The sequence below is a fragment of the Bacillus sp. mrc49 genome, from assembly GCF_002803435.1.
In genome coordinates, this window is the sequence record NZ_PHNG01000661.1 from 1 (window position 1) to 15,452 (window position 15,452).

The window sequence follows — 15,452 nt, forward strand, 5'->3', positions numbered from 1 at the left end:
AAGGTTGGCTCAAATGCTTGGATACCAAGCCTATGAAGTGTCGGTGCACGGTTCAATAGTACTGGATGCTCCCTGATCACTTCTTCAAGCACATCCCAAATTTCAGGAGATAAACGTTCAATTTTACGCTTGGCGGATTTAATGTTATGCGCCAAACCTCTTTGAACCAATTCCTTCATGACGAATGGTTTGAATAATTCGATCGCCATTTCCTTCGGAAGACCGCATTGGTACATCTTTAAGTTTGGTCCTACTACGATAACCGAACGTCCAGAGTAGTCAACACGTTTACCAAGAAGGTTTTGACGGAAGCGGCCTTGTTTACCTTTTAACATATGAGATAAGGATTTTAATGGGCGGTTACCAGGTCCTGTTACCGGACGGCCACGACGGCCATTATCGATAAGAGCATCGACAGCTTCTTGAAGCATACGCTTTTCGTTTTGAACGATAATGCTTGGCGCACCAAGGTCAAGCAGTCGTTTTAACCGGTTATTACGGTTGATGACACGACGGTATAAATCATTTAAATCAGACGTAGCGAAGCGTCCGCCGTCAAGTTGTACCATTGGGCGAAGTTCCGGTGGAATGACCGGCAGCACGTCAAGGATCATCCATGAAGGTTCATTACCGGAGTTACGGAATGCTTCCAGCACTTCCAAGCGTTTGATAGCACGGGTCCTGCGTTGTCCTTGGGCTGTTTTAAGCTCCTCTTTCAACGACTCTACTTCCTTTTCCGTATCTATATCTTGTAAAAGTTTTTTAATAGCTTCCGCACCCATTGCAGCTTGGAACTTCTTACCGTATTTTTCACGGTATGTACGATATTCCTTTTCGGAAAGAAGCTGTTTCTTTTCTAAAGTTGTATCGCCCGTTTCAGTTACTACGTAAGATGCAAAGTAAATGACTTCTTCCAAAGCACGCGGGGACATATCAAGTACAAGTCCCATACGGCTAGGGATTCCTTTGAAATACCATATATGTGAAACTGGCGCTGCCAGTTCAATATGACCCATACGTTCGCGACGCACTTTGGCACGAGTGACTTCGACGCCACAACGGTCACAGACTACGCCTTTATAACGAACACGTTTATATTTTCCGCAATGACATTCCCAGTCCTTTTGAGGTCCAAAGATTCTCTCACAGAATAAACCGTCTTTTTCAGGCTTTAACGTACGATAGTTGATTGTTTCTGGCTTCTTCACTTCTCCATGGGACCAAGAACGAATCTTGTCTGGTGAAGCAAGACCGATTTTCATATACTCAAAATTATTAACGTCTAACAAGGGGCCTACCTCCCTTTTAATCTCCAGGTTTAACCCTTGATCACCGGAATTTATCAGGCAATCTACACCGGATGATGGTTGATTGAATCAATAAGGCTCTAACATGGCAGCAAGGTCTTCAAAGAAACTACTTGCTGCCAGTCAGAGCGGATCATATATAACTAGATATGTTTATATTTAATTATTCTTTGACAGGTGCCCCTACTTCGGAGGCAACCATATCTTTTGTATCGGCATCAAGGCTTAATTTGTCTGCTTGGTTGGCTTCTTCTTCATCTTCCAAATCACGCATTTCAATCTCGCGGTCTTCGGCATTAAGAATTTTAACATCCAATCCTAAACTTTGAAGCTCCTTGATCAATACTTTGAATGATTCAGGAACGCCAGGCTCAGGGACATTTTCACCTTTGACAATCGCTTCGTATGTTTTAACACGGCCCACGACATCATCCGATTTGACGGTTAGGATTTCTTGTAATGTATAAGCAGCACCGTATGCTTCAAGTGCCCATACTTCCATCTCACCGAAACGCTGTCCACCGAATTGCGCCTTACCACCAAGCGGCTGCTGCGTAACCAGTGAGTAAGGTCCAGTTGAACGTGCATGAAGCTTATCATCGACCATATGCGCCAGTTTGATCATATACATGACACCGACTGATACACGGTTATCGAATGCTTCACCTGAACGGCCATCATATAGGACGGTCTTTGCATCACGGGACATCCCGGCTTCTTCAATCGTACCCCAAACATCTTCCTCGGTGGCACCATCGAAAACAGGTGATGCTACATGAATGCCAAGAGCGCGTGCAGCCATACCTAAGTGGAGCTCCAGCACCTGACCGATGTTCATACGTGAAGGTACACCAAGTGGATTCAACATGATGTCGACTGGTGTGCCGTCTGGTAAATATGGCATATCTTCCTCAGGAAGGATCCTGGAAATTACCCCTTTGTTACCATGTCGTCCAGCCATTTTATCGCCTTCATGGATTTTACGTTTTTGTACGATATATACACGAGCCAATTGGTTTACACCTGGAGGCAATTCATCGCCATCTTCTCTGTTAAACACTTTAACATCAAGGACGATACCGCCGCCGCCATGAGGTACGCGAAGCGATGTATCCCTGACTTCACGTGCTTTTTCACCGAAGATTGCATGTAATAGACGTTCCTCGGCAGTCAATTCCGTTACACCTTTAGGCGTGACTTTACCAACTAGAAGATCTCCGTCTTTCACTTCGGCACCGACACGGATGATTCCGCGTTCGTCAAGGTTACGAAGCGCATCTTCCCCGACGTTAGGGATATCACGAGTGATTTCTTCAGGCCCTAATTTTGTGTCGCGAGATTCAGATTCATATTCTTCAATATGGATAGAAGTGTACACATCATCCTTGACCAGACGTTCACTCATGATGATGGCATCTTCATAGTTGTACCCATCCCATGTCATGAAGGCTACCAATACGTTACGTCCAAGGGCTAATTCGCCTTTTTCCATTGAAGGGCCATCGGCAAGGATTTCCCCTTTTACGACGTTGTCGCCTACACTTACGATCGGGCGTTGATTATAGCACGTTCCTTGGTTGGAACGAATGAATTTTAATAGACGATACTTATCCAAGTTGCCTTTTACTTGCTGTCCGTCAACTTCACTAACCCGGCGGACCCATACTTCACGTGATTCAACGTGCTCTACGATACCAGGGTGTTTACAAATGACAGCTGCACCGGAATCTTTAGCCGAAACATATTCCATACCCGTTCCAACTCGAGGTGCTTCCGGTTGTAGCAATGGAACTGCTTGACGTTGCATGTTCGCTCCCATAAGGGCACGGTTGGAGTCATCGTTTTCCAAGAAAGGAATACATGCTGTCGCAGCAGAAACGACTTGTTTAGGAGATACATCCATGTAATCTACGCGGTCACGCGGAACAACGGTATTTTCACCGCGGAAACGTGCAACAACATCATTATCAAGGAAGGATCCGTCATCTGAAAGACGAACATTCGCTTGGGCAACTACATAGTTATCTTCTTCATCGGCTGTTAAGTAGTCGATTTGACTCGTAATTTTTCCAGTTTCCGGATCCACACGACGATATGGTGTTTCGATGAAACCATACGGGTTTACCTTTGCAAAACTGGAAAGCGAGTTAATCAACCCGATATTCGGTCCCTCAGGCGTTTCAATCGGACACATACGGCCATAGTGGGAATAATGAACGTCACGCACTTCAAAACCAGCACGCTCACGTGTCAAACCACCAGGTCCCAATGCAGAAAGACGACGTTTATGTGTCAATTCGGCCAACGGGTTCGTTTGATCCATGAACTGAGAAAGCTGTGAGCTTCCGAAAAACTCTTTGATGGATGCAATAACAGGACGAATGTTGATTAGTTGCTGCGGTGTGATCGTATTCGTATCTTGAATGGACATCCGTTCACGAACGACACGCTCCATACGCGATAAACCAATTCTGAATTGGTTTTGCAGCAATTCACCAACAGACCGCAGACGACGGTTACCCAAGTGGTCAATATCATCCGTGATTCCCACACCATGCAGTAAGTTAAAGAAATAACTGATAGAAGAAATAATATCTGCCGGCGTAATGTTTTTGACCTTATCCGTCACATACGCATTACCGATGATATTAATTACTTTTTCACCTTCAGCATCATTTGGCGCAAAAACTTTGATAGGCTGAAGAAGGGTCTCTTCTTCCACCACGCCGCCAGAAGGATGGAATGTTTTGAATCCGATTCCAGCTTCAATATGAGGCAGGATCCTATCAAGTGTACGGCGGTCTAGCATTGTACCTTTTTCGACGATGATTTCCCCGGTTTCAGGATCGATCAAAGTCTCTGCAATGCGTTGTCCGAACAGACGGTTCTTGATATGCAGTTTTTTGTTTATTTTATAACGACCTACGTTAGCTAAATCATAACGTTTTGGATCAAAAAAGCGTGAAACTAAAAGACTTTTCGCGTTTTCGACAGTAGGTGGTTCACCTGGGCGTAGACGCTCATAGATTTCCAGCAAAGCTTTTTCGACACTCTCGGTATTGTCTTTCTCAAGAGTGTTGCGAAGGTATTCGTTGTCTCCGATCAAGTCAATGATTTCCTGATCAGTTCCAAATCCAAGGGCACGCATCAATACTGTAATAGGTAATTTCCTCGTGCGATCGATTCGAACATACACAACATCCTTGGCGTCTGTTTCATATTCAAGCCAGGCGCCACGGTTCGGAATAACGGTCGCAGAGAATCCTAACTTACCGTTTTTATCCATTTTACCGTTGTAATATACGCTAGGTGAGCGCACTAATTGGGATACAATGACCCGTTCGGCACCATTGATGACAAATGTACCTGTTTCCGTCATCAACGGGAAGTCGCCCATAAATACATCTTGGTCTTTAACTTCCCCTGTTTCTTTGTTAACAAGGCGCACTTTCACACGAAGTGGTGCAGAATACGTAACATCGCGTTCTTTTGTTTCTTCCACAGAATACTTCGGCTCAGCTAAGCTGTAATCGATGAATTCTAACGATAAATTACCTGTAAAATCTTCAATAGGAGAAATATCCTGGAACATTTCCTTTAAACCTACATCTAGAAACCATTGATAAGAAGCTGTTTGAATTTCAATAAGATTCGGAAGATCCAAAACCTCACTGATTCTTGCATAACTTCTACGTTGGCGGTGTCGTCCATACTGAACAAGTTGACCTGTCAACTGATTCACCCCTTAAATCAAGCGTTATAAGGATCCATTTGCCCCGGAAAAGAAATCCTTTCCATAGACAAAAAGAAAATGGTTTTTATTTTAAAAACCACTATTTCTCATAAAACGAACTATTATTTATATATTTTTCCCATATTATCCATTGGTTATACACCAATGGTATAAAAATTGCATAGTTACGGAATTATATATATGCATTTTATAATACTAACATAGCGAAAATTTAGAGTCAAACCTTTTTGGATAATAGTATATAGTAACCTTTCTTCTTCAACGGCACTTCAACATTTCCAAATAATTGCTCCATTTTATCCATGGCGGATGGCGCGCCTTGTTTTTTTTGAATGACCACCCATAATTCTCCACCAGCTGCCAAACTGCGATAGCCTTCTTCTAAAATTTCGTGGACTACACTTTTACCTGCGCGAATGGGAGGGTTCGTAAGAATTGCAGCGAATTGATTGGAGCCTACTTTGTCAAAACGGTCGCTTTCAAAAATCTTCACATTTGCAATCCCATTAGAAGCGGCATTTTCTTTTGACAAATCAACAGCCCTGCTATTAATATCAATCATTTCTATCGTTCTCTCGGGATAGGACGCCGCGATTGTTATTCCGATTGGCCCGTATCCGCAGCCTACATCCAGAATATTTCCATCCACAGCCTCATTAAGGGTGAAGCTCTCAACTAAAAGGCGCGATCCGAAATCGACTTCCTTTTTCGAGAATACACCATTATCACTTTTGAAGCGAAAGGTACGTCCCTTTAATGTAAAATCCCAAAATTTCGGATTGCTTACGACATCCGGTTTTTGTGAGTAGTAATGCTCTGTCAGAGTCATCTCCCCCTATCAGAAAGGAATATTGAAGATTTATGAGAGAAGATATTTGAAGAAGGGTTGCTTGCATGCCGGAAGGTTCGAAGGCCGAGGCCCATCAACCAAACATTCAACGGCAGTTTTCCGTCATTTCTTAAAAATGAAGAGAAAAAAGCCCGCCAGTGATAGCGAGCTTTTTGTTTATGCAAGATTACTTAACTTCAACGCCAGCTCCAACTTCTTCAAGTTTAGCTTTGATTTCTTCAGCTTCTTCTTTAGAAGCAGCTTCTTTGATTGCTTTTGGAGTGTTGTCAACAAGTTCTTTTGCTTCTTTAAGTCCAAGGCCAGTTACTTCACGAACAGCTTTGATGACTTTGATTTTTTGATCTCCAGCAGATGTAAGGATTACATCGAACTCAGTTTTTTCTTCAGCAACAGCGCCGCCAGCAGCAGCTACAGCTACAGGTGCAGCAGCAGTTACGCCAAATTCTTCTTCGATTGCTTTTACAAGGTCGTTTAATTCTAAAACAGTCATGTTTTTAACTGCTTCAATGATTTGATCTTTAGTCATTGTTATTTCCTCCTCGAAATGGTTGGTTTTTTTTGTTTCAATAGGCAGGTTAAGCGATTAGCTTACGCGCCTTGTTCTTCTTTTTGTTCTGCAACTGCTTTTGTAGCAAGAGCAAGTCCGCGCATAGGTGCTTGTAGCACGCTGAGTAGCATTGAAAGTAGGCCTTCGCGTGAAGGTAGTTCTGCAAGAGCTTTGATTTCTTCAGCAGTTGCAACGTTTCCTTCGATAACTCCAGCTTTGATTTCTAACGCTTCATGTTTTTTCGCAAAATCGTTAAGGATTTTTGCTGGCGCAATAACATCTTCATTTGAGAATGCAATTGCGTTTGGTCCTGTTAATGATTCGTTCAAAGCGCTAAGTTCAGCACTTTCAGCAGCACGGCGAGTTAAAGAGTTTTTGTAAACTTTAAACTCAACGCCAGCTTCACGAAGTTGCTTACGAAGTTCTGTTACTTGAGCAACAGTCAATCCACGGTAGTCAACAACTACTGTTGATTGGCTTGCAGTCAGTTTCTCAGAAATCTCAGCAACGATCTTTTGCTTTTGTTCAATAATTGCGTTCATCCTTACACCTCCTGTAGATTTGCTTGAAAACATTTATACCGTTTCAAAGAAAAAGCCTTCATCTCTATTGCAGACATGAAGGCAGTAATTTCAAAGGTCATAGTCAACGACTATTATTATCGAATTACCTCGGCAGGGAATTAAGCTCATATAGGAGCACCTACTGTCTACGGTACAAATGATATTCATTTATTAACAACAAAACTTATTATAACCATAATAGTTTTGGTATGTCAATTATTTATTGAAAGTTGAAGGATCTACTTTCACACCAGGGCCCATTGTAGTCGTTACAGAAACGTTTTTCATGTAAGTTCCTTTAGCAGCCGCAGGTTTAACTTTAAGCAATGTATCATAGATAGTAGTGAAGTTTTCCACTAGCTTAGCATCTTCGAAAGATACTTTACCGATTGGAGCATGGATGTTACCAGCTTTATCTACGCGGTATTCAACTTTACCAGCTTTGATTTCATTTACTGCTTTCGTAACGTCAAATGTTACTGTACCAGTTTTAGGGTTAGGCATTAAACCTTTTGGTCCTAAAACACGTCCAAGTTTACCAACTTCACCCATCATGTCTGGAGTCGCTACGATTACATCGAATTCGAACCATCCTTGTTGGATTTTGTTGATGAAGTCAGATTCGCCAACGTAGTCAGCACCAGCAGCTTCCGCTTCTTTTGCTTTTTCGCCTTTAGCGAATACTAATACGCGTTGAGTTTTACCAGTACCATTCGGTAGAACAACCGCTCCACGAATTTGTTGGTCAGCTTTCTTAGGGTCTACGCCTAAACGGAAAGCAACTTCAACAGTCGCATCGAATTTTGCGAAGTTAGCTTTTTTAGCCACTTCAATTGCTTCAGTTACAGCATAAGCCTTAGATACTTCTACAAGCTTAGCTGCTTCAAGATACTTTTTACCTTTTTTCGCCATGATATAAATCCTCCTAAATTGTGGTTTTAACGGAATGACCTCCCACGAATAAAGGTTGCGAGTATCAATCGCAACCCCGTAGAAACAAATAGCAATTACATGGATTAGTCTTCGATGACAATACCCATGCTGCGAGCAGTACCTTCAACCATACGCATTGCAGCTTCAACGTTTGCAGCGTTTAGGTCAGGCATTTTAGTTTCAGCAATCTCGCGCACTTGATCACGCTTGACTGTAGCAACTTTATTACGGTTAGGTTCACCAGAACCAGACTCGATACCTGCTACTTTCTTAAGCAATACTGCAGCCGGTGGAGTTTTTGTAATGAATGTAAATGAACGGTCTTCAAATACCGTGATTTCAACAGGAATAATTAGACCAGCTTGATCTGCTGTACGAGCGTTGAACTCCTTACAGAATCCCATGATGTTTACACCAGCTTGACCTAATGCAGGACCGACTGGCGGTGCCGGATTCGCTTTACCAGCAGGAATTTGCAATTTAACCATTTTAATTACTTTTTTAGCCACGAGACACACCTCCTTATAAGTCCGTGATGTGGTAATAGGGGTATACCCTCCCACTCATCTTGAATTCTTTATATATTAATAAAGAATGCTTGTATCGTTGAGGCCTAAAAATTGAAACATACTGACCTTTGAAATTTTACCACTTTCAAATGGCAATTTCAAGTTTTTTTCCGTTTATAATTTTTCCACTTGGTTAAAATCAAGTTCTACCGGTGTATCACGACCGAACATATTGACTAGCACCCTTACTTTTCCTTTATCTTTATCAAGTTCTTCTATCGGTCCTGCAAAGGTTGCAAATGGCCCTTCTTTAACTTGAACGGTGTCTCCGAGTTCAAAATCAATTTCGAATTTGCTTTCATCGACGCCCATGCGTTTAAGAACGACTTCAATTTCTTCCGGAAGTAACGCTGTCGGCTTGGAACCGGCCCCAGACGAACCTACGAAACCTGTTACACCAGGCGTATTCCGGACTACATACCAGGAGTCATCCGTCATGATGATTTCCACCAGTACATATCCTGGAAATACTTTCTTTTTGGTCACTTTCTTTTTGCCATCTTTAATTTCTGTTTCTTCTTCTTCAGGAACTACAACCCGGAAGATCTTATCTTCCATCCCCATCGTTTCAACACGTTTTTCCAAGTTAGCTTTAACCTTGTTTTCATAACCTGAATAGGTGTGAACTACATACCAATTCTTTTCCATGTGTTAGGACTTTAACGTCCTTCCCTCCCTGCAATCGATCATTTTTCTTTATTGAGCTTTATCTTTGAACGTTTTAGCCAAAAACCCAGTTCCGGCGTCATCCCGACTTAACTAGAATATTTTGTGATGATCATGGTGCAGCAGTGCGCGATTTTGAACTTATTAAAAAAGACAAATTAAAAAACCCGTTTCCGGGCTTTTCTGCTGACACATATTATTCTATCACTATTATACCTTATTTTCGAATCTCTTATTCAATAACTAAGCGAATTAATTCGGAAATGCCCAAATCGACCACTGTAAAGAATAAAGCCATAAATATTACAGTCGTTACTACCACGATTGTATATTTGGTAAGCTCCTTGCGTTTGGGCCAGCTTACTTTTTGCATTTCGCGAACGACACCGCTGAAAAATTCGGTAAAACGTTTCATGAATGTATCCTCCAAGCATTAGACAGCTTCTGTCAATCTATTTATAAAACATTTATTTCGTTTCTTTATGAATTGTATGTGCATTGCATGTACTGCAAAACTTCTTGATTTCCAGGCGTTCGCCGCTTGTCGATTGTTTGCTTTCATAACTGTAATTTCTTGAACCGCAATCCGTGCAGGCAAGAACGATTTTTTTGGGCATTTAGATACACCTTTCCTATCTACTATATCCCTAAAACCTTATCACGGCTGTCTTTTATTGTCAATATCAAAGCGGGATTCACCCAGTACGGATACCGTTCGGGCGTGACTTCGGTTTCCTGACATCCATTTAAATAATTTAGTGAAAATTAAATTTCCAAGTGGAGAAGGGACAGATGAAATTAAGCGGAAAAAGCGGAGGGATTATAAACTGATTTCCCTTACTTCCAAATAGCGCTCGAGCTTTCTTTTCACCCGCTGAAGGGCGTTGTCGATTGACTTAACATGCCTGTTCAACTCTTCAGAAATTTCCTGGTAGGTTTGTCCATCCAGGTAAAGAGCCAATACTTTTCTCTCAAGATCACTCAGGAGCTCGGCCATTTTCAATTCGATATCGTCAAACTCTTCTTTGTTGATAATCAGTTCTTCCGGGTCCAGAACTTTCGTACCCGATATAATATCCATAAGAGTTCGGTCCGATTCCTCATCATAAATGGGCTTGTCCAGGGAAACATAGGAATTGAGCGGAATATGTTTTTGACGTGTTGCCGTTTTAATAGCGGTAATGATTTGCCTCGTAATGCATAGTTCTGCAAATGCTTTGAAGGAAGATAACTTATCGCCTTTGAAATCACGGACGGCTTTATACAGGCCGATCATACCTTCCTGCACGATGTCTTCCTTATCTGCACCAATCAAGAAATAAGTCCTTGCCTTTGCTCTTACGAAATTACGATACTTTTGGATCAAATAATCCAGCGCTTCACTGTCACCAGTGTGAACCAACCCTATCAATTCATCATCATCAAACTGCAGATACTTTTCGTTCAGCTTCATTCCGAATTTGAGACCCACATTATATCCCCCTGACCTGACTCAGATAGAAATATTATACAGCAGGTAAAATTTACCCGTCAATGGTTCAAATTTTCCCGCGGCGCCATTTTTCAAAAATTTCTGCCACTTCTTCACTCAAATGAATTTTGCCAGACGGTTTTATCGTTTTCGATTTTCTGACATCTTTCTTGATTTCCCCTTGGATTTCTTCCATTTCAATAAGCAGTTCACGCGCTGATTTCCTTAGAGCCCCTTGGCCAAAGATCACCCACTGCTCGGTGAAGTCGGAGGTGGCCACTTGAATCTGCGTTTTGACATTATTCAGCTCAATGGCCATCTTTTCTATTCTCTCATCCGCGGTTTCATTTTCTTTTGTAAAAATTACGTCAACTTTATGATTTTTGAAAATACGGGCAATACCCTGAACATATTGGGCGTCGAATACGACAATTACCCGCGATCCGGTAAATGCCTGATATTCCGCCATCATTTCAATCAACCTATCTCTTGCGGCAGCAAGGTCCCGTTCTTTTAATTCTCTCAGTTCCGGCCAGGCTCCTATAATGTTATAACCGTCCACCAACAGAATATCCATCCCATTATTGTCCTAAAGGATTTCTTTTGCGATAGACCTCATACATCAGTAATCCGGCTGCGACTGATGCATTTAACGACGTTACTTGGCCAGCCATAGGCAAACGGATGAGGAAATCGCATTTTTCTTTCATTAACCGGGCCATCCCTTTTCCTTCACTTCCGATGACGAGGCCGATCGGCATCTTTCCATCCATGTTACGGTAGTCATCGCTGCCTTTCGCGTCTGTACCGACAATCCATACACCGCGCTCTTTCAACTCTTCCACCGCTCTCGCCAAATTGGTGACGCGCGCCACCGGGATATACTCAATCGCACCCGTTGAAGCCTTCGCCACGGTTGCCGTTAAGCCCACCGCTCTTCTTTTTGGAATGATGATTCCATGGGCCCCGACTGCATCCGCCGTTCTCATGATCGAACCTAAATTATGGGGATCTTCAACTTCATCAAGAATCATGAAAAAAGGTGCTTCTTCCCGTTCTGCCGCTTTTGCGAATAAGTCATCCAATTCCACATACTCATATGCCGCAACTTGTGCGACAACACCTTGATGGATGCCTTCAACCATTTGGTCAATTTTTTTCTTCGGGACGATCTGCATGAATACCTTCTTTTCCTTCGCCAAACCAATTAGCGGCTGCATCGAGCCTTTTTGCGACCCCTCCGCTATCCAAATTTTATTAATATCCCGTTCGGAGCGAAGAGCTTCCAAAACGGGGTTCCTGCCGATGATATATTCTTCACTCATGGGTTCCGCCCCTTTTCTTCTTCAATGTATTCAATAGCTTTTTTTATGAGTTCTTCCATTCTTTCAATTCGGCCCGATAAATACAAATAGCCCATCAGTGCCTCGAAGGCTGTACTGTAGCGATACGTTTGCACATCCGTATTCTTCGGGACAGAACCCGATTTCGCATTTCGGCCCCGCCGAACGACAGCTGATTCCTCTTCCGATAACCAATCCGACTCCAAGAAAAAATGGATGATTTTATTTTGAGCTTTAGCCGCTACAAAAGAAGTAGCTTTCTTGTGCAGCAGATTGGGCTTGACCGCTCCGTTTTGAATGAGGTGATGCCGGATATACGTTTCGTATACGGCATCACCTATATAAGCTAAAGCAAGACTGTTCAGCATTTTTGCATCTATCTTACTATCGTAATGAAGCATTCCTTACCCTCTTTTCCATCTTGTACCTTGAGGGGTATCCTCTAATATGATATTCATGCTTTTCAGGCGGTCACGAATTTCATCAGATAACCCGAAGTCGCGGTCCTTACGCGCTTGAATTCTTTGCTGGATCAAGCCTTCGATTTCTTCATCCAACAGCCCCTCCTCTTCCAGGGACAGACCCAGGACAGAAAATAAGGTACTGAATTTTTCAAGGAAAGCATCAATGACTTCCTTATGTGTATTTTTCTCCATCAAGTAATAATTTGCCTGTTTGGATAGTTCAAAAAGGATGGAAATGGCATTGGCTGTATTGAAGTCATCGTCCATTTCAGTAATGAACTGGTCTTGCAATTCATTAACCTTCGCGATCCAGGCCTCATTGTTTTCGGTCAGGCCGTCGCTTGCCTGAAGGCGGTGCTTTAAGTTTTGGTAAGATGTCCTCAGACGATCGAGGGCAGCCTTGACATTTTCAAGCACCTCTTCACTATAATTGATGGGATGGCGATAATGTACCGATAACATGAAGAACCGTAACACTTGTGGATCATGATTCTTGATGATGTCATGAACAAGAACGAAATTCCCTAACGATTTAGACATTTTTTCATTATCAATATTTATATACCCATTATGCATCCAATAATTCGCAAAGGTCTTGCCTGTCAGTGCTTCAGATTGGGCAATCTCGTTTTCATGATGCGGGAAGGCAAGGTCTTGACCTCCAGCATGAATGTCGATTGTATCGCCCAAATACTTTTTGACCATTGCGGAGCATTCGATATGCCAGCCAGGACGTCCGCTTCCCCAAGGGCTTTCCCAAGAAATTTCACCATCCTTGGCCGCCTTCCACAAGGCGAAATCAAGGGCATCTTGTTTTTTCTCGCCGATTTCAATACGGGCCCCCACTCGTAGTTCATCGATCGACTGGTGCGAAAGCTTGCCATAGCCGTCAAACTTACGAGTCCGGAAATACACGTCCCCCTCGGATTCATAAGCGAATCCTTTTTCAATCAGTGTCGAGATGAAATCAATGATAGCATCCATGTTCTCGATTACGGTAGGGTGGGCATCCGCCTTTTTGCAACCCAGTGCAGATACATCTTCGAAATAAGCCTCGATGAAGCGCTTGGATATGGTCGGGACATCTTCCCCCAATTCTTTTGCCGCACGGATCAGTTTATCGTCGACATCCGTGAAATTGGAAACGAAATGAACATCGTATCCACGGTAATCCAAATACCTGCGAACCGTATCAAACACGATTGCCGGTCTGGCATTGCCAATATGGATGTAATTATAGACAGTTGGACCACATACATACATTTTCACCTTACCCTCTTCCATCGGGACGAAGGTCTCTTTTTTTCTGGTAGCCGTGTTATAAATTTTGATCGTCATATTATAAACTCCTTTCTTCCTGCTTCTGTTCGGCCATTTTCGCTTTCAGGAACCTGATTTCACTTTCCATTTCCTTGAAGCGGTCGGCGATCGGATCCGGAAGATCACAATGATTTAAGTCTTTTTTGATTTTGATGCCATCTTGAATGACCACTTTGCCTGGAATGCCAACCACGGTTGAATTAGGCGGAACTTCCTTTAAAACGACCGATCCAGCACCGATTTTGGAGTTCTCCCCGATAGTGATCGAACCCAGAACCTTTGCTCCAGTTGCAATCAGTACATTATCCTTTATCGTCGGATGACGTTTCCCTTTTTCCTTTCCTGTCCCGCCAAGGGTTACGCCTTGAAAGACAGATACATTATCACCAATCTCGCACGTTTCGCCGATGACGATTCCCATTCCGTGGTCGATGAAGAAGCGACGGCCGATGGTGGCCCCTGGATGGATTTCAATCCCGGTAAAAAAGCGGCTGACTTGGGATATGCTTCTCGCCAGGAAAAAAAACTTCTTCTTAAACAGGGCGTGTGCCATCCTATGACTCCAGATTGCATGTAAACCCGCATAAGTCAAGATGACCTCCAAATAGCTGCGCGCAGCAGGGTCTTGATCAAAAACCACTTCGATATCCTCTTTAAACATCTTGAACAAAATGATCCCCCCTATGTTCCGTACTTCTCCTGCATCTCCCATTAGCTTTTTATGCATATAAAAAAGCGTCTCTGTCGAAATAGACAGAGACGCTTCAAGCGCGGTTCCACTCTGTTTGGCATGTACGAAGCAGGTTCATCATAACCCTGTCTTTCCATCCCCAACTTTAATCCTTGTAACGGAGGACATTCCGCCTGTGCCTACTATAAGTTAGTTCAGCAAAGGACTCAAGGGTGCATTTCGGAAAACGAGAGGCTTAAACCACTTTCAGCAGGTTATGGTTCTCTCTAAAAAGCATCGTTTCCTTACTTCTCCCCATCTACGCGTTCTTTTGTAAGATTATTAAATACTATATTACATTTTTGACTAATTGTTAATATAAAATACTCTGTAGCCGTTGTTTAATTTTTTCCTTACCCAATAACGATATCGCCTTAGGCAAATCAGGACCATGTGTTTGACCGGTAACGGCAGCCCGAATTGGCATGAATAATTTTTTCCCTTTATGGCCGGTGCTTTTTTGGACCGCTTTAATCGACTTCTTGATTTCATCGGCACTAAACTCTTCCAGACCCTCGATTTCCTGAAGGAAAGCCTTCATGACCTCCGGTACTTGTTCCTCAGCCAGCACTTCCTTCGCTTCCGCTTCGAACTCGACCTCATCCTTGAAAAACAGTTGGGATAGCTCAACGATTTCCGCCCCGAAGCTCATCTGCTCTTGATAAAGGGACACAAGGCCATGTACCCACTCTTTCTCATCTGCTGTCATTGATTTGGAGACCTTTCCGGCTTCAATCAAGTGGGGCAATGACAATTCCACTGCCGAATCAGCATCCAGTTGCTTCACATACTGATTATTCATCCACGTAAGCTTTTGCTTATCGAAAAGTGCCGGTGATTTGGACAATCGATCTGCATCGAAAATATTAATGAATTCTTCCTTCGTGAAGATTTCTTCCTCCCCGACCGGAGACCAGCCAAGTAATGTAATGAAA

The 15,452-nt window shown here is 42.8% G+C and carries 16 protein-coding genes, 1 pseudogene and 2 other annotated features; all 17 genes and pseudogenes read right to left on the reverse strand.

The window, feature by feature from the left end; genetic code table 11:
• Positions 1–1,289 (reverse strand): annotated as a pseudogene (locus CVN76_RS09620) (DNA-directed RNA polymerase subunit beta'); the annotation flags it as partial.
• Positions 1,290–1,470: 181 nt separating this feature from the next.
• A complete protein-coding gene (gene rpoB / locus CVN76_RS09625) occupies positions 1,471–5,040 on the reverse strand; it encodes a DNA-directed RNA polymerase subunit beta (RefSeq protein ID WP_100531083.1) in 3,570 nt (1,189 codons plus the stop codon).
• A 238-nt stretch (positions 5,041–5,278) separates the two neighbouring features.
• Complete coding sequence (locus CVN76_RS09630) at positions 5,279–5,884, reverse strand: class I SAM-dependent methyltransferase (protein WP_100530089.1); 606 nt, start codon at positions 5,882–5,884, stop codon at positions 5,279–5,281.
• A 193-nt stretch (positions 5,885–6,077) separates the two neighbouring features.
• Positions 6,078–6,437 carry a 50S ribosomal protein L7/L12 gene (gene rplL / locus CVN76_RS09635; protein ID WP_061141097.1) on the reverse strand — a complete coding sequence of 120 codons (360 nt, stop codon included), beginning with the start codon at positions 6,435–6,437 and terminating at the stop codon, positions 6,078–6,080.
• Positions 6,438–6,499: 62 nt separating this feature from the next.
• Entirely contained in the window at positions 6,500–7,000 is a 501-nt protein-coding gene (gene rplJ / locus CVN76_RS09640; RefSeq protein WP_100531084.1) for a 50S ribosomal protein L10, read from the reverse strand.
• Between the two features lie 39 nt (positions 7,001–7,039).
• Positions 7,040–7,191: a sequence feature (ribosomal protein L10 leader region), on the reverse strand.
• Positions 7,192–7,237: 46 nt separating this feature from the next.
• Positions 7,238–7,933 (reverse strand): 50S ribosomal protein L1, encoded by a 696-nt coding sequence (rplA, locus tag CVN76_RS09645; protein WP_061141095.1) that lies wholly within the window; start codon positions 7,931–7,933, stop codon positions 7,238–7,240.
• 104 nt (positions 7,934–8,037) lie between these two features.
• Positions 8,038–8,463 carry a 50S ribosomal protein L11 gene (gene rplK / locus CVN76_RS09650; protein WP_061141094.1) on the reverse strand — a complete coding sequence of 142 codons (426 nt, stop codon included), beginning with the start codon at positions 8,461–8,463 and terminating at the stop codon, positions 8,038–8,040.
• A 174-nt stretch (positions 8,464–8,637) separates the two neighbouring features.
• Positions 8,638–9,171, reverse strand: coding sequence for a transcription termination/antitermination protein NusG (gene nusG, locus CVN76_RS09655; protein WP_100531085.1), 534 nt, complete (start codon positions 9,169–9,171; stop codon positions 8,638–8,640).
• A 250-nt stretch (positions 9,172–9,421) separates the two neighbouring features.
• Positions 9,422–9,604: a preprotein translocase subunit SecE gene (gene secE, locus CVN76_RS09660; protein ID WP_061141092.1), complete on the reverse strand. Its 183-nt coding sequence runs from the start codon at positions 9,602–9,604 to the stop codon at positions 9,422–9,424.
• A 52-nt stretch (positions 9,605–9,656) separates the two neighbouring features.
• Positions 9,657–9,806 carry a 50S ribosomal protein L33 gene (gene rpmG, locus CVN76_RS09665; RefSeq protein WP_057915203.1) on the reverse strand — a complete coding sequence of 50 codons (150 nt, stop codon included), beginning with the start codon at positions 9,804–9,806 and terminating at the stop codon, positions 9,657–9,659.
• A 203-nt stretch (positions 9,807–10,009) separates the two neighbouring features.
• Positions 10,010–10,642, reverse strand: a complete 633-nt coding sequence (sigH, locus tag CVN76_RS09670; protein ID WP_100531088.1) for an RNA polymerase sporulation sigma factor SigH — start codon at positions 10,640–10,642, stop codon at positions 10,010–10,012.
• A gap of 85 nt (positions 10,643–10,727) precedes the next feature.
• Positions 10,728–11,237, reverse strand: a complete 510-nt coding sequence (locus CVN76_RS09675; RefSeq protein ID WP_100531086.1) for an NYN domain-containing protein — start codon at positions 11,235–11,237, stop codon at positions 10,728–10,730.
• Positions 11,238–11,241: 4 nt separating this feature from the next.
• Positions 11,242–11,985, reverse strand: coding sequence for a 23S rRNA (guanosine(2251)-2'-O)-methyltransferase RlmB (rlmB, locus tag CVN76_RS09680; RefSeq protein ID WP_061141089.1), 744 nt, complete (start codon positions 11,983–11,985; stop codon positions 11,242–11,244).
• Entirely contained in the window at positions 11,982–12,404 is a 423-nt protein-coding gene (locus tag CVN76_RS09685; protein ID WP_061141088.1) for a Mini-ribonuclease 3, read from the reverse strand. Before CVN76_RS09685 ends, rlmB begins: the two co-directional genes overlap by 4 nt.
• Before the next feature lie 3 nt (positions 12,405–12,407).
• Positions 12,408–13,805 carry a cysteine--tRNA ligase gene (gene cysS, locus CVN76_RS09690; RefSeq protein ID WP_100531087.1) on the reverse strand — a complete coding sequence of 466 codons (1,398 nt, stop codon included), beginning with the start codon at positions 13,803–13,805 and terminating at the stop codon, positions 12,408–12,410.
• A 1-nt stretch (position 13,806) separates the two neighbouring features.
• Positions 13,807–14,460 carry a serine O-acetyltransferase gene (gene cysE / locus CVN76_RS09695; RefSeq protein ID WP_198512530.1) on the reverse strand — a complete coding sequence of 218 codons (654 nt, stop codon included), beginning with the start codon at positions 14,458–14,460 and terminating at the stop codon, positions 13,807–13,809.
• A 79-nt stretch (positions 14,461–14,539) separates the two neighbouring features.
• Positions 14,540–14,788, reverse strand: a binding site (T-box leader).
• Between the two features lie 42 nt (positions 14,789–14,830).
• On the reverse strand, positions 14,831–15,452 hold a 622-nt coding region (locus tag CVN76_RS09700; RefSeq protein ID WP_232732154.1), incomplete at its 5' end, for a glutamate--tRNA ligase family protein.

What these genes read in the sequence shown, in the direction of transcription:
- secE (WP_061141092.1), bottom strand. Translation starts at nt 9,604, where the DNA reads ATGAAACGTTTTACCGAATTTTTCAGCGGTGTCGTTCGCGAAATGCAA.
- rlmB (WP_061141089.1), bottom strand. Translation starts at nt 11,985, where the DNA reads ATGAGTGAAGAATATATCATCGGCAGGAACCCCGTTTTGGAAGCTCTT.
- rpmG (WP_057915203.1), bottom strand. Translation starts at nt 9,806, where the DNA reads ATGCCCAAAAAAATCGTTCTTGCCTGCACGGATTGCGGTTCAAGAAAT.
- CVN76_RS09685 (WP_061141088.1), bottom strand. Translation starts at nt 12,404, where the DNA reads ATGCTTCATTACGATAGTAAGATAGATGCAAAAATGCTGAACAGTCTT.
- rplA (WP_061141095.1), bottom strand. Translation starts at nt 7,933, where the DNA reads ATGGCGAAAAAAGGTAAAAAGTATCTTGAAGCAGCTAAGCTTGTAGAA.
- rplJ (WP_100531084.1), bottom strand. Translation starts at nt 7,000, where the DNA reads ATGAACGCAATTATTGAACAAAAGCAAAAGATCGTTGCTGAGATTTCT.
- nusG (WP_100531085.1), bottom strand. Translation starts at nt 9,171, where the DNA reads ATGGAAAAGAATTGGTATGTAGTTCACACCTATTCAGGTTATGAAAAC.
- cysS (WP_100531087.1), bottom strand. Translation starts at nt 13,805, where the DNA reads ATGACGATCAAAATTTATAACACGGCTACCAGAAAAAAAGAGACCTTC.
- rplL (WP_061141097.1), bottom strand. Translation starts at nt 6,437, where the DNA reads ATGACTAAAGATCAAATCATTGAAGCAGTTAAAAACATGACTGTTTTA.
- sigH (WP_100531088.1), bottom strand. Translation starts at nt 10,642, where the DNA reads ATGAAGCTGAACGAAAAGTATCTGCAGTTTGATGATGATGAATTGATA.
- CVN76_RS09675 (WP_100531086.1), bottom strand. Translation starts at nt 11,237, where the DNA reads ATGGATATTCTGTTGGTGGACGGTTATAACATTATAGGAGCCTGGCCG.